Source organism: Corallococcus sp. M7 (genome assembly GCF_054512695.1).
Genome location: NZ_CM137252.1, coordinates 5,131,205 through 5,149,751 on the forward strand (window position 1 = coordinate 5,131,205; position 18,547 = coordinate 5,149,751).

15 protein-coding genes are annotated in these 18,547 nt (G+C 69.9%); 7 read left to right on the top strand and 8 right to left on the bottom strand.

Features of this window, described 5'->3' with window-relative positions; all coding sequences use genetic code 11:
* The first annotated feature begins 115 nt into the window (after positions 1-115).
* Both ACX114_RS20455 and ACX114_RS20460 read left to right on the top strand, forming a co-directional pair.
* Entirely contained in the window at positions 116-607 is a 492-nt protein-coding gene (locus ACX114_RS20455) for a hypothetical protein (RefSeq protein ID WP_459286942.1), read from the top strand.
* On the top strand, positions 604-2,106 hold the full coding sequence (locus ACX114_RS20460) for a hypothetical protein (RefSeq protein WP_459286944.1): 1,503 nt from the start codon (positions 604-606) through the stop codon (positions 2,104-2,106). The genes ACX114_RS20455 and ACX114_RS20460 overlap by 4 nt, the downstream gene beginning before the upstream one ends.
* 52 nt (positions 2,107-2,158) lie before the next feature.
* Here ACX114_RS20460 and ACX114_RS20465 read toward each other — a convergent pair whose 3' ends face one another.
* Entirely contained in the window at positions 2,159-3,589 is a 1,431-nt protein-coding gene (locus tag ACX114_RS20465) for a hypothetical protein (RefSeq protein WP_459286946.1), read from the bottom strand.
* Between the two features lie 83 nt (positions 3,590-3,672).
* Entirely contained in the window at positions 3,673-4,542 is an 870-nt protein-coding gene (locus ACX114_RS20470; protein WP_459286947.1) for an alpha/beta hydrolase family protein, read from the bottom strand.
* A 135-nt stretch (positions 4,543-4,677) separates the two neighbouring features.
* Here ACX114_RS20470 and ACX114_RS20475 point away from each other — a divergent pair, with 135 nt between their 5' ends.
* Entirely contained in the window at positions 4,678-5,082 is a 405-nt protein-coding gene (locus tag ACX114_RS20475) for a GFA family protein (RefSeq protein WP_459286949.1), read from the top strand.
* 7 nt (positions 5,083-5,089) lie between these two features.
* Here the strand turns inward: ACX114_RS20475 and ACX114_RS20480 are convergent, their stop codons facing one another.
* Complete coding sequence (locus ACX114_RS20480) at positions 5,090-5,686, bottom strand: TetR/AcrR family transcriptional regulator (protein WP_459286951.1); 597 nt, start codon at positions 5,684-5,686, stop codon at positions 5,090-5,092.
* A gap of 102 nt (positions 5,687-5,788) precedes the next feature.
* Between ACX114_RS20480 and ACX114_RS20485 the strand changes: the two genes are divergently transcribed.
* Together ACX114_RS20485 and ACX114_RS20490 are read left to right on the top strand one after the other, a co-directional pair.
* A complete protein-coding gene (locus tag ACX114_RS20485) occupies positions 5,789-7,315 on the top strand; it encodes a flavin-containing monooxygenase (protein WP_459286953.1) in 1,527 nt (508 codons plus the stop codon).
* Positions 7,308-8,129, top strand: a complete 822-nt coding sequence (locus ACX114_RS20490; RefSeq protein ID WP_459286955.1) for an SDR family NAD(P)-dependent oxidoreductase — start codon at positions 7,308-7,310, stop codon at positions 8,127-8,129. Before ACX114_RS20485 ends, ACX114_RS20490 begins: the two co-directional genes overlap by 8 nt.
* 14 nt (positions 8,130-8,143) lie before the next feature.
* On the opposite strand, the gene ACX114_RS20495 is transcribed toward ACX114_RS20490, so the two are convergent.
* Positions 8,144-8,602 (bottom strand): DUF2267 domain-containing protein, encoded by a 459-nt coding sequence (locus ACX114_RS20495; RefSeq protein ID WP_459286957.1) that lies wholly within the window; start codon positions 8,600-8,602, stop codon positions 8,144-8,146.
* Positions 8,603-8,723: 121 nt separating this feature from the next.
* Positions 8,724-9,242 carry a hypothetical protein gene (locus tag ACX114_RS20500; protein WP_459286959.1) on the bottom strand — a complete coding sequence of 173 codons (519 nt, stop codon included), beginning with the start codon at positions 9,240-9,242 and terminating at the stop codon, positions 8,724-8,726.
* 135 nt (positions 9,243-9,377) lie between these two features.
* On the opposite strand from ACX114_RS20500, the gene ACX114_RS20505 reads away from it, so the two are divergent.
* A complete protein-coding gene (locus ACX114_RS20505; RefSeq protein WP_459286961.1) occupies positions 9,378-10,718 on the top strand; it encodes a hypothetical protein in 1,341 nt (446 codons plus the stop codon).
* 39 nt (positions 10,719-10,757) lie between these two features.
* Here the strand turns inward: ACX114_RS20505 and ACX114_RS20510 are convergent, their stop codons facing one another.
* The 3 genes from ACX114_RS20510 to ACX114_RS20520 are packed head-to-tail and all read right to left on the bottom strand — an operon-like array spanning position 10,758 to position 16,470.
* On the bottom strand, positions 10,758-13,874 hold the full coding sequence (locus tag ACX114_RS20510; protein WP_459286963.1) for an efflux RND transporter permease subunit: 3,117 nt from the start codon (positions 13,872-13,874) through the stop codon (positions 10,758-10,760).
* On the bottom strand, positions 13,871-15,058 hold the full coding sequence (locus tag ACX114_RS20515) for an efflux RND transporter periplasmic adaptor subunit (RefSeq protein ID WP_459286965.1): 1,188 nt from the start codon (positions 15,056-15,058) through the stop codon (positions 13,871-13,873). The genes ACX114_RS20510 and ACX114_RS20515 overlap by 4 nt, the downstream gene beginning before the upstream one ends.
* 5 nt (positions 15,059-15,063) lie before the next feature.
* Positions 15,064-16,470 (bottom strand): TolC family protein, encoded by a 1,407-nt coding sequence (locus ACX114_RS20520; RefSeq protein ID WP_459286967.1) that lies wholly within the window; start codon positions 16,468-16,470, stop codon positions 15,064-15,066.
* 208 nt (positions 16,471-16,678) lie between these two features.
* Here ACX114_RS20520 and ACX114_RS20525 point away from each other — a divergent pair, with 208 nt between their 5' ends.
* Positions 16,679-18,535, top strand: a complete 1,857-nt coding sequence (locus ACX114_RS20525) for a putative metal-binding motif-containing protein (protein WP_459286969.1) — start codon at positions 16,679-16,681, stop codon at positions 18,533-18,535.
* The last annotated feature ends 12 nt before the right edge of the window (positions 18,536-18,547 follow it).

The window sequence follows — 18,547 nt, forward strand, 5'->3', positions numbered from 1 at the left end:
TGACAACAACCCACCTGGGGAGGAGCAGGCGGGCGCGGCGGGCGCGTGTCACGCGAGTGCCAACGGATCCGTTGAAGGGTGCACACTCAGGCGCGCCCCGGGTATTCTGCGGGGCTTGTCGTTCTCCCCTCTTGCCCCCGTGCTCGACTTGTTCGCGAACCCAACCGCCGCCCGTCGTCCGTACCGCGCCCCGCTGGCCACGCTGTTCGCGGCCGCGCTCCTCGCCACCACCGCCGGCTGTGCTGGCGGGCTTGATGAACCCGAGCGCTTCACCGGGGGCAGCAGCGCCTGCGCCACCGGCACCACCGGCGCGAGCATCATCCAGGCGCAGTGCTTGTCGTGTCACTCCACGGCCAGCAGCGGGTCCGCGGGTGGGGGCCTGGACCTGCAGGCAGCCGGCCTCCCCGGGCGGCTCTACACCACCGACGCGGCGTGCAACGACGCGAAGCTGGCGGACAGCGCCAACCCGTCCCAGTCCTTCTTCCTGAAGAAGCTCACGCCGTCGCCGGGCTGCGGCTCGCAGATGCCGCTGGGCGCGTCGCTGAGCGCTTCGGACACCGCGTGCCTCACCGAGTGGCTGGTCGCCGGAAAGCCGAGCTCCCCGTGATGACGCGCACCCGCTTCTCCTCCGCCGCGGCCCTCCTGGGCGCGGCCCTGCTGCTCTCCCCCGCCGCGTACGCCGCCCCGAGGAAGGCGTCCGCGAAGACGGCGCAGTCCTCGAAGAAGAAGGCCCAGCCCGCGGAGGCGCGCCGCGTGGCGGTGCTCGCCTCCGGTCCGCACGCGGACGCCGCGCGGGACGCGCTGGAGGCGGAACTCAACCGCCGTCCGGCCCGCTACGAAGTCGTCCCCGAGTCCGCGGTGCGCGCCGCCGCCTCGCGCATCGGCAGGGACCCGACGCAGCCCGCTGGCGCCGCCGCCGTGGCGAGCGAGCTGGGCCTGAGCGCGGTGCTGGTGGCGGACACGTCCACCGTGGGCCGGAAGCACCAGGTGCGCGTCACCGTGCGCAACGGCAAGGATGGCAAGGCCCTGGCCTCGCCCGCCGCCGCGAAGCCCGCCACGCCGAAGCTGGTGCCCGTGGCGGTGAAGCGCCAGTGGACGGCGCTGGAGCGCGGCCTGCTGAAGTCCAAGGCGCCAGAGGCCGCCCCGGTGGCGCCCCCGCAGCCCCCCACGCCCGTGGAGCCGGAGCCGGCGGTGAAGCCCGCGGCGCCCATCGCGGAGACGCCGGCGCCCGTGAAGACGCCCGACCCGGAGCCCATCCGCAAGCCGGTGGCCGCCGCACCCAAGGAGCCCAAGGAGCCCAAGGCCCCGGAGAAGACGGAGGAGGACTCCCTCTCCACGGAGGCGCAGGTGGCCTCCGCGCCCATCGTGGAGGGCGCGCTGGGCGTGAAGCTCTTCGGCCGGTCGCTGCGCTACAAGGACGACGTGTTCGGCGTGCTGCGTCCGTACACGCTGGGCCCGGACGTGGGCGGCTTCGCGCTGCCGGGCGCGCCCCAGGTGGCGGGTGACGTGACGGTCTATCCGCTCGCGGCCTTCCAGAAGGGCGCGCTGGCGCGGCTGGGCATCATGGGCTCCATCGATCAGTCCTTCGGGCTGAAGTCCACGGGCTCCTCGGGGGAGGTCTCCTACCCCACCACGGCGCGCGAGTGGCAGGCGGGCCTGCGCTACGTCATTCCCTTCGGCGCGGCGAAACAGCACGGCTTCGAGATCACCGGCGCGTACGGGATGAACACCTTCCGCGTCGACGCGGTGGACGGCGAGCGGCCGTTGGACCTGCCCAACGTGGAGTACAAGACGGCGGGCCTGGGGCTGGGCGTGCGCGCGGCGCTGTCGGAGAAGCTCGACTTCAACTTCCGGCTTGGCTACCAGCACCCGCTGGACTCCGGCGAGCTGTCCTCCGACACGTGGTTCCCGCGCATGTCCGCGGGCGCCGTCACGGGCAGCGCCACGGTGGCGTACCGGCTCAACCGCATCCTGGACGTGAGGCTGAAGGCGGACCTGCGCCGCTACTTCTTCAAGTTCAACCCGGAGCCGGGCGACCCGTACGTCGCCGGTGGCGCCGTGGATCAGTACCCCGGCCTGTCGCTCCAGCTGGGCTTCCGCTACTAGCGGGAGCGGTTCACCGCCGGGCCCTGAATCGGGGGCCCGGCGCGGCCAGGGCCTACTGGGACTTGAGCTTCGCGATCCGCCTCTTGAGCGTCAGGACCTGCCCCTCGAGGCGCTCGATCTCATCGTCCTTTTCGCTCAGCGCATTGCGCTTCCGCTTGAGCTTCTTCTTCTGCTCCGCGATCAGCGTGTCCTTCGACTCGAGCTCGGACGTCTTCTGTTTCAACTGCGTCCGCTTCTCCCGGTTCCTGTCGATGAGGTCCCGCAGGCTCCGGGTGCGGCCCAGCGAATGCTCGGTCAGGGCCAGCTTCGTGTTCTCGGCGAGCACGTCCTCGATCTCCGAGTCCTCCTCGTCGCTGGCGAACCCGTCGTCCATGGTGTCCATCATGAGCGTGAGGGCCTTCTCCTTGCGCTCCTTGCCTTCCGCGCGCGAGTCGCCCTTCACCTCGAACAGGAACATCTCGTTGACGCGGTTCTCCCGCTTCATGCTCCCCCGGAAGACATCCCCGTGCATCTGGATGGACTTCCGGTTGCGGGGCGTCTGGTTGAACGCATCCACCTTCGTCCCGAAGCCTCCGCCATCGAGGGTGGCCAGCGTTCCCTCCATCCCCATGGGGTGGTCCTCCACGAAGGCCTCACCGAACGCCATGCTCTCCGACAACATCTGCCGGCCGGTCGTCCGGTTCTTCGACATCTGATTGCAGATCTTGCAACTCAGCACGAGGTTGTCGACGTTGTTGAAGAGCTGGAGCATGCCCTGCGCGCTCCCCTTCCACTTCCCCTTCTTGGTCTTGAAGAAGAACTCGTCGAAGTCACGGCCCTGCGCCACGAGTGAGTCCGTGAGCTCCTGCTTGTAGGCGGCCTCGTTCGTGTCCAGGAGCTTCTCCGTCGCCTGGAACCACTGGCCGATCTCCTCCGCGGTGACGATGTGGTCACTGTCGAGCGTATAGGTCTCGAACCAGCGGTGGCAGTAGCTGCAGTACGTGCCCGACACATCCATCTTCTTGCCGGTGTGGGTCGAGACGAGCTTGAAGTCGAAGACGTCGCCCTTCTGCACGCGGTTATCGATCTGTGGAACGCGGACCGCGCCTGTCGTCTTGGAGTCCGGCTTGTAGTCGAAGGGCCGGACCGAGGGCGTGTCGATCGACTCGAAGCCGCCGCGCGCGACCTTGCCGGTCTTGGTGAGCGGGAGCGCCTTCTCCATCCGCTTGTCCTTCTGCCCCAGGTTCTCGACCTTCGGCGGCAGGTTGAACGACGGGAACGTCGCCACCGCCAGCTGGAAGCAGTCGTCGTCATCCGGGTCGACGTAATAGGTCCGCCCCGACTTTGACGACGTGACCTCCACGAACTTCGCGGTGACCTTGGCGACGGTGAAGACCGTCGGAGAGCCCCCCTCCCCCGTGAACTTCAGCTTCTTCAAGGCCGAGTCCTTGAAGAAGTCCACGTCGCTTTTGACGTAGTACGCAGCGCCTTTGATGAAGGCCATGGGAGGGTGCTCCTGTCAGCCGCCGGGTCGCGGCCTGCATGAGGGAGCAAGGCTAACGGAAGCAGCCTGGGTGCGCGATCCCCTCAGCCGCGCTCTGGGGCGTGGCGGCGCAGCCACTCCCTCACCGTGGGCCAGAGCGTGGTGGCGTGGTGCTCGCGGAAGAAGCCCAGGTGGCAGATGCCCTGGCCGGCGCTGTCCGCGGGGGAGAACTGCCGCCGCTCCACGGCGCAGCCGGTGAGGTGCTCACAGACCAGGTCGATGGCTTCGGGCGGCCCCCAGGGATCATCCTCCAGGCCGATGGCCAACACCGGCATGCGCAGCCGGCCCAGGCGGGCCGCGGCGTCCACGCTCGGATCATCGAAGTAGAAGCGGGGCAGCGACGCCCAGCGGCTCCACTCCAGCGACGCCCGGGCGGGCACGTCCTCGCCGAGCCCCAGCCGCGCATAGGGCATGTAGCCCAGGAACCGCGCGCACAGCGGCCCGATGAACTTGAGGTACAGCCGGATCAGCATCCGCTCCCGGAAGGAGCGGATGAACCGCAGGCTCCCGGCCTGGGACGCCACCGTCACCGCCGCGGTGAGCTGCTGGCTGCTCGCGCTCAACGCGATGGCGTGGCCGCCGAAGCTGTGTCCCACGGCCAGCAGCGGCAGCCCCGGGAATCGCTCCGCCGCCCAGCGGGTCACCGCGTCCACGTCCTGGTCGGCCCAGGTGAGGAACCCGGCACGCGTCCGCTTCGCCACGCCGGACGGGTGCACCCCCCGGTAGTTGTAGGTCACCACTGCGAAGCCGTCGTCCGTCAGCCGCGCGGCGAAAGCGAAGTACATGCTCGCGGGCATGGCCGTGGCGGGATGCATCAGCACCACGCCCCGGACAGGGCCCTCCGGGCTGTGCAGCGTGGCGTGCAGCTCGAAGCCATCGGCGCAGGTGATGCGATGCGGAGTCGAGCGTGCCATGGCCCCCGTGAGCGGCTTCGCGAAAGAACCTATCGGCTAGCATGTGACACCAGGCCGGGCAAGGCCGCGCCCTGGAGTCAGTGCGGAAGGCTTACATGGGTGACACACTCGCCCGCCCCTTCCAGGAGACAGCCCATGTCCCAGCGTCGAGCGTCATGCGTCTGCGGTCAGCTTCGCGTGGAGTGCACGGGAGACCCCGTCCGGGTCTCCATGTGCCACTGCTTCGCCTGTCAACAGCGCTCCGGCAGCGTGTACGCCGTACAGGCCCGCTTCCGGCGCGAAGACATCACCGCCATCGAAGGACGCTCCAGCACGTTCATCCGCAAGGGTGACGAGAGCGGCCTCCCCACCACCTTCCACTTCTGTCCGGAGTGCGGCTCGACGGTCTACTACGTGAGCTCGCAGCAGCCGGAGCTGGTGGCGATCGCCGTGGGAGCTTTCACGGATCCGAAGTTCCCTGCCCCGGCCTTCTCCGTCTACGAGGAGCGGAGCCACGCCTGGGCCGTGCCCCGGGACATCCCCATGGAGCACATGGACTGAGCGCCGTTCACTTCGTGAGAGGCCGCGCCTCCAGCAGGCCCCGCACGAAGGCCGCGACCGGACCCGCCAGCTCCGAGAGCCGGTCGACGCGGTCCTCCTCCACTGCCTCCAGGATGAGCTCGTTGATGCCACCCACGAGCGCCATCGCGATCGCCGGGGACAGCGTCTCCCCGGTGCCCGCCGCGTCGAACTCCCGCCGCATCAGCTCCGCGAAGCTGCGCATCACCTGACGGCGCAGCTCGAAGCCCTTCGGGCCGACGTGGAGGATCTCCACCAGCAGCGTCCGCACGAGCCCCGGCCGGCTCTGGAGGCTGGAGAGATACACGGCCGCGCCGATGGTGGCCCGCATCTCGCCCGGAGGCGCGTGCTGGATGGCCGCCTGGATCTCCGCCAGCAGCCGCGCGCTCTGCGCCGCGTAGAGCGCCAGCAGGCACGCGTCCTTGTCCTCGAAGTGCTCGTAGAACGTGCGCTTCGACACGCGCGCGTGCCGCACGATGTCCGCGATGGTCAGCCGGGCGTAGCCCACCTCGATGATGGCCTGCGCCAGGCCCGCGACGAGCCGCTCCCGGGGGGCTTCGCCTGGCTGGTCGGACGGCGACGTCATGCGGCTCCCGGGGCTGGTACTTGACGGTACCAGACGTCACTGCTACCTCTGTTCAACAGACGCATAGGCTGGGTACCTTCCTGTACCACGAGGAGTCGCGTGATGCCCCTGTCCTCCGCCGAGCCGTCCTCGCACGTCGATGTGTTGATCATTGGCGCGGGCCTGTCGGGCATCGGCGCCGCGTACCATTTGCAGGAGCGCTGCCCCACCCTGAGCTACGCCATCCTGGAGGGGCGCGGGGCCATGGGCGGCACGTGGGACCTGTTCCGCTATCCGGGCATCCGCTCGGACTCGGACATGTACACGCTGGGCTACCGGTTCCGGCCGTGGCTGGGGGGCAAGGCCATCGCGGATGGGCCCTCCATCAAGGCGTACATCGAGGAGACCGCGGCGGAGTACGGCATCGACCAGCGGATCCGCTACCACCACCGCGTCACCCGCGCGGAGTGGTCCTCCGCGGACGCGCGCTGGACCGTGGACGTGGAGGTGGGGCCGGACCGCGCGCCCCTCCGCATGACGTGCGGCTTTCTCTACGCCTGCACCGGCTACTACGACTACGCGAGCGGCTACACGCCCACGTGGCCCGGCACGGAGCGCTTCCAGGGCCGCGTCGTGCACCCGCAGCACTGGCCGGAGGACCTGGACTACGGCGGCAAGCGCGTGGTCGTCATCGGCAGTGGCGCGACGGCGGTGACGCTGGTCCCCGCGATGGCCGGGCGCGCCGCGCACGTCACGATGTTGCAGCGCTCGCCCACGTACATCGCGGATCAACCCGCCGAGGACAGCGTCGCCCGGGCGTTGAGGTACATCCTCCCCCGGCGCGCGGCCTATGCGGTCGCGCGCTGGAAGAACGTCGTGCGCGGCATGCTCCTCTACCGCCTCGCGCGCAGCCGGCCGGGACTCTTCAAGTGGCTCCTGCGCCTGGGCGTACGGAAGGCGCTCGGCAAGACGTTCGACGTCGATACGCACTTCGCCCCCCGCTACAACCCGTGGGACGAACGGCTGTGCGTCGCCCCGGACGGCGACCTCTTCCGCGCAATCCGCGAGGGCCAGGCCTCCGTGGTGACGGACCACATCGAGACCTTCACCGAGAAGGGCCTCCAACTGCGCTCGGGCGCGCACGTGGACGCGGACATCATCGTCACCGCCACGGGGCTGAACGTGAAGATCCTCAGCGGCCTGGCGCTGTCCGTGGACGGCGCGCCCGTCCAGCTGGCCCAGACGCTCGCGTACAAGGGGATGATGTTCAGCGACGTGCCCAACCTCGTCGCGGCCTTCGGGTACACCAACGCGTCGTGGACGCTGAAGTGCGACCTGGTGGCCGAGTACACCTGCCGCCTGCTCAACCACATGAAGCAGCACGGCTACACGCAATGCGTGCCCCGCGTGACGGGCCCGGCCATGACGCCGGAGCCGGTGCTCGACTTCAGCTCCGGCTACGTGCAGCGCGCGCTGGACGCCCTGCCCCGCCAGGGCACGCGCGCCCCGTGGCGCCTGTACCAAAATTACGTGCGCGACCTGGTGATGATGCGCTTTGGCCGCGTGGACGACGAAGCCATGGAGTTCAGGGGACAGGCGCTGCTTCCGGAGGCGGGCACCCGCCCCGACGCGGAGGTGGCGCGTGGCTGAGCGCATGCGGCTTCAGGGCAGGACGGCGGTCGTCACGGGCGCGGCGAGCGGCATCGGCCGCGCCATCGCGGTCTGCCTGGCACGCAAGGGCTGTCACCTCGCGCTCGCGGACGTGAACGAGGCGGGGCTCGCGGAGACGGCGGAGCTCGCGAAGGCGCCGGACGTGCGCATCAGCAGCCACCGGCTGGACGTGTCCGACAAGGAGGCCGTGGAGGCCTTCCCGGCGAAGGTGACGGCGGAGCATCCCGGGGTCGACCTGCTCTTCAACAACGCGGGCGTCGCGCTCGGAGGCACCTTCGAGCAGGTGAGCAGTGACGACTTCGAGTGGCTGTTCGGCATCAACTTCTGGGGCGTGGTGCGCCTGAGCCGCGCCTTCCTCCCCCTGCTGCGCCAGAGCGACGACGCGCGGCTGGTGAACCTCTCCAGCGTCTTCGGCCTGGTGGCCCCACCGGGACAAGTGGCCTACGCGGCCAGCAAGTTCGCCGTGCGCGGCTTCTCGGAAGGCCTGCGCCACGAACTGGAGGGCACCACCGTGGGCGTCACCGTGGTGCACCCGGGCGGCGTCGCGACGTCCATCGCCGCGAGCGCCCGGGTCCCCTCCGGCGCGACGGCCGAGGAGGTCACCCGCCGCCGCAAGTCTTTCCAGAAGATGCTGCGGCTGCCGGCGGAGGCCGCAGGCGACATCATCGTCCGCGGCGTCGAGGCGCGCGAGCAGCGCATCCTCGTGGGCAAGGACGCCGTGGCGCTGGCGATGCTCGCCCGCCTCTTCCCCGTGACGTACTGGAAGCTGCTCGGCTCGCGCCTGCGGTCCTGAAACCTGTCCGACAGTCAGACAGGTCTGCGGAACAGGTCGCCCAGGTCGGCGGGCAGCTGCGACGCCACGGCGGCGACCTCGTCCTCGGGGATGCGGTCGCGCACGGCGGTGAACACCGCGGTGACGACGCGGAAGGCTTGGTCGGGCTTGATGTTCAGGTGGTCCGCCACGTCGGTGATGAACTCATCGCGGCCAATGCGCTTGGCGCGTGAAGGTCCCCGGTGCACCGAGCAGGCCCCCAGGATGGCACCAATGCCGCCGGGCAGCGCGCGGTAGAGCTTCACGTCCTCGCCATCCGACAGCCGCCGGGCGAGCGAGCAGAACACCGCCTTCGCCGCCTCCCGGGCCTCCAGGCCCTGGCTGTGCATGACGGCGTCCCCCTGGATTTCGTCCAGGAACGGCTGGAGCTCGAGCGACTCATCGCGCTCCTTGACGGGCACGGCGTGGGTGTCGGGAGGAACAGTCGAGGCCATGGCAGCGTCTCCGAAGTTCAGGGCCCCCAAGACGGGGCCGTGGTTCCGAAGACGCTGCGCATGTGCCAGGCCCCCTGCATCGTCCACCAGCGCCAGGGGCGCGCGGGCGGCCGGGCCCCCGTCACAGGGGCCGGGTGATGAGCTCCTTCCGGCCAATGGGGCTGATGCCCCGCGCCACCAGCTTGCGGGCCGCGAGCACGGACACGCAGTCATCCGTGCTGTGGATGTCGCCATAGAACGTCAGCAGCGTGGCGGGCTCCACCACGCGCATCTCGCCCACCTGGACGGACGGGACGTGGCGGACGAACACGTCCAGGATGACCTTCGCCCCCTCCAGGTACTTCGCGTACCGGTAGAAGTTCGTGGAGGTCGCGTCGAAGCGCGTCCAGATGCGCGCGAAGCCCCGGGCGTTCAGCAGCCCCACCAGCTCCGCGAAGCGCTCCGGCGCGACGAAGAGGTCCACGTCCTTGTGGTCGTGATCGATCTTCAGCTCTTCGTGCGGAGGAGCCATGAAGTGCCAGGCCCAGCCGCCGGAGAAGGTGACGAGCGGCGCCAGGGCCCGCAGCTCCGCCTCCGAGATGCGAAGGCGTTCCGCGTTCCAGGCCTCTTCCGCCCGCTTTGGATTGCGTGGGTCGCCCATGGCGTCCTCCCGAGTGGCGCGCAAGGACGCGATGCCTCCAGGAACCTGACCAGCCACACCTGGCAGGTGATGTTCCTGACGGAGCGTCCGTGCTCTCATCCCGCGCCGGACAGAAGCAAGACGCGAGGTGGCCCCGTGTTCAGGTATCGCTGCAGGACCTGTCGCCAGAGCTGGCGCTCCACCGCGGCCTGTCCCTTCTGTCCCTTCTGCCCGTTCACCTTCCGCAAGCCGGAGCTGCTCGAAGGGACGGCGCCGTCCGTCCTGGAGAACGAGGCGATGACCTGCCCGGACTGCTCGGCGACGGTGCGGGTGGTCCAGTTGAAGCGCGTCACCGCGTGCCCTACCTGCGGGACCCGCAGGCCCCAACCCGGAGATGAGGGCGGCGGCGACGACGACGGACGCGCCGTCCAGGAGGAGCTCGGCGACGAGCGCATGCGGCTGCTGGAAGGCATCCGGAACATCGTCCGGTGCACCCCCCAGAGCCACGTCCTCTGCCTGGGAGCCAGCAAGCACCTGGCGCTCGTCTACTCCGCGACGCGGGCCGGTCAGTACACCTTCGTGAGCCTGGACGCGAATGACGTGGGGGAGCGGGTCCGGGTCCTCCAGCTCTACCACCCCGAGCTGGATGTGAAGGATCGCAGCTCGATTGGCTCCTATACCGACCGGATCATCCTCAAGGGTCCACCCCCGCTCCAGGTCCAGGTCCGCTTCCTCTGCCTGGGGTATGACGCCTTCTTCGAGAAGAACCCGGACAAGCGCTACGACGTCTTGATCGACAAGGCCTCGTGGATCTTCAGTGACTCGAACGCGGCGGGACGCTACCTCGCGAGCCTGAACGCGGGCGGGTATTGGATCACCGACAACGACCTGGATTACGGCCAGGCGCCATGGCTGCTTTCGCTGCTGGGTCTCACGAACGAGACGGCGCGGTTGAACGGCCTCGCCACGGTTGGCTACGGCTACCTCACGGCCCTCATCTACCGGCGGACCGGAGAGCGCTCCCGGGAGGTGCTCACGTATGTGATGGCCTACTGCCAGAGCATCCGGCAGATCCTCCGCAGCATCCGGGTCGGTCTGCGCTACGACCCGGACGTCCTGGAGCCCTTCGAGGCCAGCGCGATGGCCATCACGCAGATGAAGCCCATGCTCGTGCAGGCGGGGCTGGGCACGCAGTACGAGCAGGCGCTGCGCTACTGGGAGGAGAAGCTGCCGGCCCTCCGGGACAACGAAGTCGATGCAACGGACGAGGAGCCGACGCCGGAGGTGGAGGCTCCCCTCCCCGTACAGCAGACGCTCCAGGGCCACCAGCTCATGTTCCGCTTCGCGAACGCCTCGAAGGAGGAACTGTCGGGCATCAGGGCCAACACCGTCCTGAGGGAGAAGCTGGCCCCGTTCACCGCGTTCACGGTCTTGAGCGTCGAGGAGGCCGAGGGCAAGCCCGCGATGTTCTGGACGTTCAAGCTCGAGCGCCGTTGAGCGGCACACCGCCGCCCACGGCGCTCTATCGATTCAGGGCTACCCGTGCGGCACCGGTCGGGGCTCGTCGTGGACGGAGGGCGAGTCGTCCCCGCCCTTCCCCTTGCTGAACCGGTTGCCCAGCCGCGTCTTGATGCGGTCCGCGACCACGTAGAACGCGGGCACCACGAGCAGGCTCAGGACGGTGGACACGGACAGGCCGCCCAGCACCGCGACGGACATGGGGGCGCGCGTCTCGCTGCCCGCGCCCAGCGCCAGCGCCGCCGGCACCGCGGCCATCATCGTCGCCATGGACGTCATCAGGATGGGCCGCAGGCGCACCGGCCCCGCGCGCAGCATGGCCTGCATCGCGTCCGCGCCCTGCTCGCGCTGCTGGAGCGCGTAGTCCACCAGGATGATGGAGTTCTTCTTCACGATGCCCATCAAGAGCAGTAGGCCGATCATGCTGAAGATGTTCAGCGTGTGCCCCGTGGCGAGCAGCGCGAACGACGCGCCCGCCACCGACAGCGGCAGGATGGTGAGCACCGTCACCGGGTGCAGGAACGAATTGAACTGCGCGCCCAGCACCATGTACGCCACGGCGATGCCCAGGAAGAGCGCGAAGATGAGGCTGCTCATCGAGTCGCGGAACGCCACGCTCGCGCCGCCCGCCACCACGCGGATGCCGCCGGGCAGGTCCTTGCCCAACGACTCCACCGTGGCCAGCGCCTCCTCCTGGTTCGACCCCGGCGCGACGTTGGCGTAGAGGCTGATGGCGCGCTCGCGGTCGCGGCGGGTGATGGCCTGCAGCGCGGGCAGCTCCTCCTGCGTCACCAGCGACGACAGCGGCACCAGCATGTTGTTCGCCGTCCGGACCTTCAAGAGCGACAGGTCCTCCGGCCGCGAGCGCTGGCTGGCCAACAGCCGCATGCGCACGTCGATGCGCCGCCCGCCGCTGCTGTACTTGCCCACGCGCACGCCGCCCACCAGCGCGTTCACCGTGGACGCCACCGCCTGGATGGGCACGCCCAGGTCCGCCGCGCGGGCGCGGTCAGGGGTGATGCGCAGCTCCGGCTGGCCCAGCTGGTAGTCCGTGTCCAGGTCCACCACCTTGCCGGACGCCTGGAGCTGCTCGCGCAGGGACTGGCTCGCCTCCACCAGCTTGTCCCAGTCCGAACCGCGCACGCTGAACTCCACCGGGAAGCCGCGCTGCGCGGTGAAGCCCGCCTGGGACAGGTCCTGCACCACCGCGCGCAGGCCCGGGTAGCTGTTCAGCTCCTTGCGCAGCACCTGCGCGAACTCCGCCTGCGACATGCGCTGATCCGTCGGCACCAGCGTCAGGTTCATGTTGCCGGAGTTCACGGCGGACCCGCTGCCGCCGCCACCCACCACCACGAACACGCGCGTCACCTCCGGACGGCTGGCGACGAACTCCTCCGCGCGCTTGAAGAGGCGGTTGGTCTCCTCCAGGCTGCTGCCCACCGCCGTCTGCAGGCGCACGGACATGCGGCCCTGGTCCTGCGACGGAACGAACTCGCCCGGCAGCGCCTTGAACGCGAACGCGCTCAGGATGAGCATCGCCACCGCGACCAGCAGCACGCGCCAGGGCCGCACCAGCCCCCAGCCCAGCACCCGCGCGTACAGCGCCTCCAGCTTGGAGAAGGCCTTGTCCACCACCACGCCAATGCGGCTGCGGTGCTCGCGCGACGTCTTGAGCAGCTGCGCGCAGCGCGCGGGCGCCAGCGTGATGGCCTCCACGTAGGACAGGAGCACCGCCACGCACAGCGTGACGCCGAACTGGAGGAAGAACCGGCCGATGATGCCCTTCATGAAGACGACGGGCAGGAAGATGGCCACCACCGCCAGCGTCGCCGCCAGGGCCGCGAAGGTGATCTCCGCCGTGCCCTCACGCGCGGCGCTCACTCGGTCCTTCCCCTCCTCCGCGTGCCGGAAGATGTTCTCCAGCACCATGATGGCGTCGTCCACCACGATGCCCACGGCCAGGGCCAATCCCAGCAACGTGAACGTGTTGAGCGTGAAGCCCAGGAAGTAGATGACCGCCACCGTCCCCAACAGCGACATGGGGATTGCGAGCACGACGTTGAGCGTGCTGGACAGCGACCCCAGGAACACCCAGCACACGAACGCGGTCAGGATGCACGCGAGCAACAGCTCGAACTCGATCTCGTGCACGCTCTCCTCGATGAACTGCGTCGAGTCGAAGTTGATGCTCGCGCTCATGCCCTCCGGCAGCTCCTTCTGGAGCTCCGCCAGTTGCTCGCGCACCGCCTGGGCCACCGCCACCGCGTTCGCGCCGCGCTGCTTCTTGATGCCCATGGCCTGCGCGGGCTCGCCGTTCACGCGCGCCAGGCGGCGCTCGTCCTCGAAGCCGTCCTCCACGATGGCCACGTCGTGCAGGTACACCGTGCGCCCGTTCTCCTCGCGCACCGCCACGTTCGCCAGGGTCTCCAGGTCCAGCGCCTCGCCCATGAAGCGGACGTTGACCTCGCGCCCTTGCGTCTCGATGCGGCCGGCGGGCAGCTCCACGTGCTCGCGCTGGAGCGCGGCGATGACGTCCGTCACGGTGAGCGCGTGCGCGTCCAGCTTCTGCGCGTCCACCCAGATGCGCACGTTGCGCTCCAGGAGGCCGCCCAGGATGACCTCGCCCACGCCGGGCACCGTCTGCAGGCGCTCCTTCACGCGGTAGCGGGCGAAGTCGCTCACCACCTGCTGGGAGAAGGGGCCGGCCACGCCCAGCCACATGATGGGCTGGTCCTCCGGGTTGGACTTGGAGACGACGGGCGGATCGATGTCCAGGGGCAGCCGGCGCTGGGCCTGGCTCACCTTGGTCTGCACGTCCTGCAGCGCCAGGTCCACGTTGCGCGACAGGTCCAGCTCCACCGTGATGTTGGCGCTGCCCTGGCGCGCGGAGGACGTGATGCTCTTGACGCCCTCCACCTGCGTCACGGCTTCTTCAATGAACTCGACGACGTCCGACTCGACCGCCTCCGGGTTGGCGCCCTCCCACGACACGGAGATGTTGATGGTGGGGAAGTCGACGTCCGGGAACTGGCTGATGCCGATGCGCTGGGCCGCCACCAGTCCGAAGATGATGGTCGCCGCCATGATCATCCAGGCGAACACCGGCTTCTTGATGCAGACGTCGGTGATGCTCATGGCCTGCCCTCCGGGGCCGTGTTCGCGCGCGTGTCGCCGCGGGCCTCGGCCGGGGGCTGCTCGCCCCCCACCTTGGGCTTCGGGCGCTCCTGCTCCACGCGCACGGGCACGCCGTCACGCAGGGCCTCCGCGCCGCGCACCACCAGCGTCTCACCGGGTTTGAGGCCCTCCTTCACCTCCACCCGCCCGTCCGGCGTGCGCAGGCCCAGCTCCAGGATGCGCTCGCGCGCCTTGTTGTCCGTCACCACGAACGCCAGGAAGCCGCGCTCGCTGGGGCGGATGGCCGTCTGCGGAATCACCGGGCTGTCCCCGCGCGACTCCACCGGCACGCTCACCGTGGCGAAGGCGCCCGGGCGCAGCTTCTGGGCGGCTTCGCCCGTCACCTCCGCGGTCACCGCCACCATGCGGCTCTGCGTGTCCGCGCTCGCGGACACGTAGGTGATCTTCGCCTCGTACGACCCGCCATCCGAGCGCACCGTGAAGCGCGCGGGCATCCCCGGTTGGATCCGCGTCACGTCCGCGGCGGGCACGTTGAAGCGCAGGAGCAGCGGCTCACGGCGCAGGAGCGTGGCCAGCACCACGCCCGGCTGCACGTACTGGCCCGTCTGCACGGTGCGCGTCTGGAGGATGCCGTCCATGGGGGCGCGCACATAGGCGTCGCGCTGGTTGAGCTGCGCCTGATCCAACGCCGCCTTCGCGGCCGCCACATCCGCCTGCGCGGTGGCGGCGCGAGCCTGATACGTCTCCAGCTGTTCCGCGGGCAGCAGGCCCGGGCTCTGCGCGTTGACCTCCGCGCGGCGCTGGGCGCCGGCCTTGGCCTCCACCAGCGCGGCCTGGGCCTTCTGCAGCGCGGCCTCCGCGGCGCGCACGGCGATGGCGTAGCGCGCGGGTTCGATCTCCGCGAGCGTGTCGCCCTTCTTCACCGTCTGGCCTTCCGCGAAGGCCACCTTCTCCAGGGCGCCCGGGACGCGCGCGGTGATCTGCACGCTCTCGAAGGCCTCCACCGCGCCCACGGCGCTGACCGCGTACTCCACGTCGCGCGCCTCCACGGGCGCGACCTCCACGGGGAACTGGGTGGGGCCCCGGCCCGCGCCCTTGCCGCCTTGCGCGGTCGCTTCCTTCTTGCAGCCAGGGGCCAGGGCCAGCACGGCCAGCGACAGGGCCAGCACTCCAGTGCGTTGCATTGCCTTCACGGTTCCTTCCCCAATGGATTCAGTCCGACAGCGGCCCGCAGGCCCAACAACGCCACGCCCAGCCCATACCGGTTCTGCGCGAGCGTCACCTCCGCCTCGAAGAGGCTCAAGGACGCGTCCGCCAGGGTGAGCGCGGTGGACAGGCCCTGGCGGTAGAGGATGCCTGTTTCCGCGGCGTTCTTCCGCGCCGCCTTCGCCGCCTGCTCGCTCTGCGCGAGCGCGGCCCGCGCCGTCTCCAGGTTGACCCTCGCCTGCTCGATGTCCACCGGCACGCGGCGCGTCGAGGCCTGGGTGTTCAGCTCCGCGACGTTGGCGAGGGCCACGCGCTCGTCGCGGTCGGCGTAGCGGGCACCGCCGTCGAAGAGCGTCCAGGTGAGGTCCAGCGCGAGGAAGCCATCACCGACGTTGCCGTTGAGGCCCGCCTCGTTGGTGAGGCGGTACTGCGCGCTCGCTCCCAGCGACGGCAGCAGGCGCGCCAGGGGCTCCTTCGCGTTCTCCCGCAGCGAGCGGACACGCAGCCGCGCGGAGAGGATGTCCGGCCGCCGGTCCGTGGCGCCCTGCGTGAGCATCTCCAGGGACGGCGTGGGCTGGATGGCGTCCGCGAGCAGCGGCTCCGGCGGCGAGAGCTCCCCCTGCACGGGCTCCACGAGGAGGTAGCCCAGCTCCAGGCGGCTCGTCTCCGCGGTGCCCAGGGCGGCGGCGAGGTTGGACTCGGCGGTGGCCAGCTCCAGCTCCGCGCGGGTGACGTCGTTGGTGCTGGCGAGCCCGGCGTTGGCGCGGGCCTGTGCGTCCGCCAGGCTCTGCTTCGCGTAGGCCAGGCGCTGCTCGGCGGCCTGGTACACCTGCTGGTTGGCCAGGGTGACGAGGAAGGCGTTGGCGGCGTTGAAGGCCACCTGGCGGCGCGTCTCCACGGCGTCCAGCTTGGAGGCCTCGCTCTCCAGCTTCGCGGCCTTGTAGAGCGGGAAGCCGCGCGCGTCGAAGAGGGCGACCCGGCCGGAGAAGACCGCGCCCAGGGCGTTGAACTTCTGGAGCACGACGGTCTGTCCGCCAACTTCGCGCGTGGACTCACGCAGGCGCCGCGTGTAGGTGCCAGTCGCCGTGAGGGTGGGCAGGAAGAAGGCGCGGGCGCGGGCGACGCGGGCCTGGGCGGCCTCGGCCGTCTGCCCCGCGGCGAGCACGGCCTCGTTCTTCTGCGAGGCCAGCTCCACGGCGCGCTCCAGGGTCAGCGGCGCGGCCCCGGCGTCCGGCTTCGGCGGCTTGGGGAAGGCGCTGGCGGGAGACTCGGCGGCGGCGGCGGGGGCTCCAGAGGGGGCCGGCGGCGTCTGGGCGAGTGCGTCCGGGGCCAGCGCGCAGAGGCAGGCACCCAGGGGCGCGGCGAAGAGGGCACGGCGGACGGTAGGCATAAGGCGTGCGGTGGAACGGGCCAGTGTTGAAAGGTCAGCGGCCCCTATACACGGAAGCCGTCATCTCGGGGGCTGATGAGCGGAGCGTGTCTGGACGATGCCTCGCGAGGCGGACTATGGGTCGGGAAGAAGACTCTCGGGTTGAATTGCCGACGGGTGGCGACATCGCCCTACTCCGGGTGTGGGCGCGCCCCAGAATGCGTGCCCCATGCGTTTATTCCTGGTCGCTGTGCTCGCGAGCATCCTCGCGGGGTGCTCCAAGGGCGATGAGCTCAAGTCCGCCGCTCTGAAGGTCCAGGTTCATTACGAAGGATTTCGGCCGGGGTGCGTGACGCTGACGGTCACGGATCAGGCGGAGGTGTCCCGCCACGACACGACGGAGGTGAACGTGTCCGCCGGTGCGCCTCCGGGCACGCTGTCCGTGGCGGTGTTCCGGCAGGCCGGCTGGAGCAACGACGTGAAGCTCCTGGCCCGGGCACACGAGCAGTCCTGCGAAGGCGCCCAGGTAGCGACCGCGGAGGCCACCGCGAGCCTCGCGATGGACGGCATCACGCCGGTGGACCTGCTGCTCGGGGCCCTGGACGCGGATGGGGACGGCTTCGTGCGCAAGGAGGATCAGGGCACGGACTGCGACGACCGCGACGGGACCCGGGGCGGCCCCACGCCCTGGTACGCGGACGATGACGGCGATGGTTACGGCAACGCGCTCCTGCCGCCCCGCATGGTGGCCTGCGAAGGGCCCGCGCTGACCGCCTCCCGCACGGGCGACTGCGACGACCGGGACCTGAACGTCCATCCGGATCAGGCGGAGCTCCGGTGCGATGGCAAGGACGACAACTGCGATGGCGTGAAGGACGAGTCGTTCGACGTGGGCGGCACATGCTTCAACGAACTCGACTGCGAGGGCGTGAAGGCCTGTGGCGGGCCGAATGGGAGCGTCGCCTGCGCCGGCACCGCCAATCCCGCGCCCTACTACGTGGACACGGATGGGGACGGAAAGGTCGGCACGCAGATGGGCTCGAAATGCGGAGCGATTCCCGCGAACGCGAGCCGGGAGGTCACCGACTGTGACGAGAGCACCACCTACGTGGCGAACGGGCTCCCGGAGGTCTGCGACCGGCTGGACAACAACTGCATGGGAGGCGTGGACGAGGGCACCGCCTGCGCCACCCGCGCATGGAGTGAGAACCTGAACGTCGGCGGGAACGTCGACTGGAGGTCCATCGCGCTCCACGGCACGCAGGGCGCCTGGTTCACGGGGCAGGACAAGCTGGCCTACGCCACACCCTCCAGCTTGACGAGCTTCAACTGCAATGGGCAGTGGCGGGCGGCATGGACCAGCAGCACCGGGCGGGTGTTCCTGGCGGGCGATGATGGAAAGCTCACGACCCGCCTGCCCACGGACACGCCGACCACGGCCTGCACCGTCGTCACCGCGACCGGAAACACCAGCCATCTCAATGGGATTGTCGGACTGGAGGAACCCGCGGGCAGCGATCCGGTCCTCTACGCCGTGGCGAGCAATGGCAACATCGTGCGCTGGCGGTGGTCCGCCGCGCCCACGGTCGTGACCCAGGTCCAGGCCAACCTGCGAGCCATCGATGGCCTCGGAACGCCTGACACGTTGTTGGCCGTGGGCTTCGAGACCGTCAGCGGCCAGCCGTCCGTGCGGGCCTTCCGCTCCAATTCGGATGGAAGCGCGTGGCAGCCGGAATCATTCAGCGCCCCCATCACGGGCTCCCTGCGCGGGGTGGACGTCGTGAACAGCCGTCTTGCCTTCGCGGCGGGAGATGATGCGGTGGTGCTCCAGCGCTACCTCGGGGTGTGGAGCACCCTGCCCCCACCCAGCTTCCTGGACCTCCGGGTCAACGCCCAGGACGTGCAGGGATTGGCGCAGGGCAAGGTCTATGTGGCTGCTGGACAGGGAGGCGTCTACTTCTACGATGGCAGCACCTGGAGCGCCGTCCACGGAGGGGTGAACGCCCTGCGTTCCCTGGACTCGACGTCTCCGACGAACATCGGCGTCGTGGGCGAACGTGGCACCGTCGCCTACTGGCGGAAGTGAAAGGACCCTCGC

Excerpts from the sequence above, each read along its gene's own strand:
- ACX114_RS20465 (WP_459286946.1), bottom strand. The coding sequence starts at position 3,589 with ATGGCCTTCATCAAAGGCGCTGCGTACTACGTCAAAAGCGACGTGGAC.
- ACX114_RS20470 (WP_459286947.1), bottom strand. The coding sequence starts at position 4,542 with ATGGCACGCTCGACTCCGCATCGCATCACCTGCGCCGATGGCTTCGAG.
- ACX114_RS20475 (WP_459286949.1), top strand. The coding sequence starts at position 4,678 with ATGTCCCAGCGTCGAGCGTCATGCGTCTGCGGTCAGCTTCGCGTGGAG.
- ACX114_RS20480 (WP_459286951.1), bottom strand. The coding sequence starts at position 5,686 with ATGACGTCGCCGTCCGACCAGCCAGGCGAAGCCCCCCGGGAGCGGCTC.
- ACX114_RS20485 (WP_459286953.1), top strand. The coding sequence starts at position 5,789 with ATGCCCCTGTCCTCCGCCGAGCCGTCCTCGCACGTCGATGTGTTGATC.
- ACX114_RS20495 (WP_459286957.1), bottom strand. The coding sequence starts at position 8,602 with ATGGCCTCGACTGTTCCTCCCGACACCCACGCCGTGCCCGTCAAGGAG.
- ACX114_RS20500 (WP_459286959.1), bottom strand. The coding sequence starts at position 9,242 with ATGGGCGACCCACGCAATCCAAAGCGGGCGGAAGAGGCCTGGAACGCG.
- ACX114_RS20510 (WP_459286963.1), bottom strand. The coding sequence starts at position 13,874 with ATGAGCATCACCGACGTCTGCATCAAGAAGCCGGTGTTCGCCTGGATG.
- ACX114_RS20515 (WP_459286965.1), bottom strand. The coding sequence starts at position 15,058 with ATGCAACGCACTGGAGTGCTGGCCCTGTCGCTGGCCGTGCTGGCCCTG.
- ACX114_RS20520 (WP_459286967.1), bottom strand. The coding sequence starts at position 16,470 with ATGCCTACCGTCCGCCGTGCCCTCTTCGCCGCGCCCCTGGGTGCCTGC.
- ACX114_RS20525 (WP_459286969.1), top strand. The coding sequence starts at position 16,679 with ATGCGTTTATTCCTGGTCGCTGTGCTCGCGAGCATCCTCGCGGGGTGC.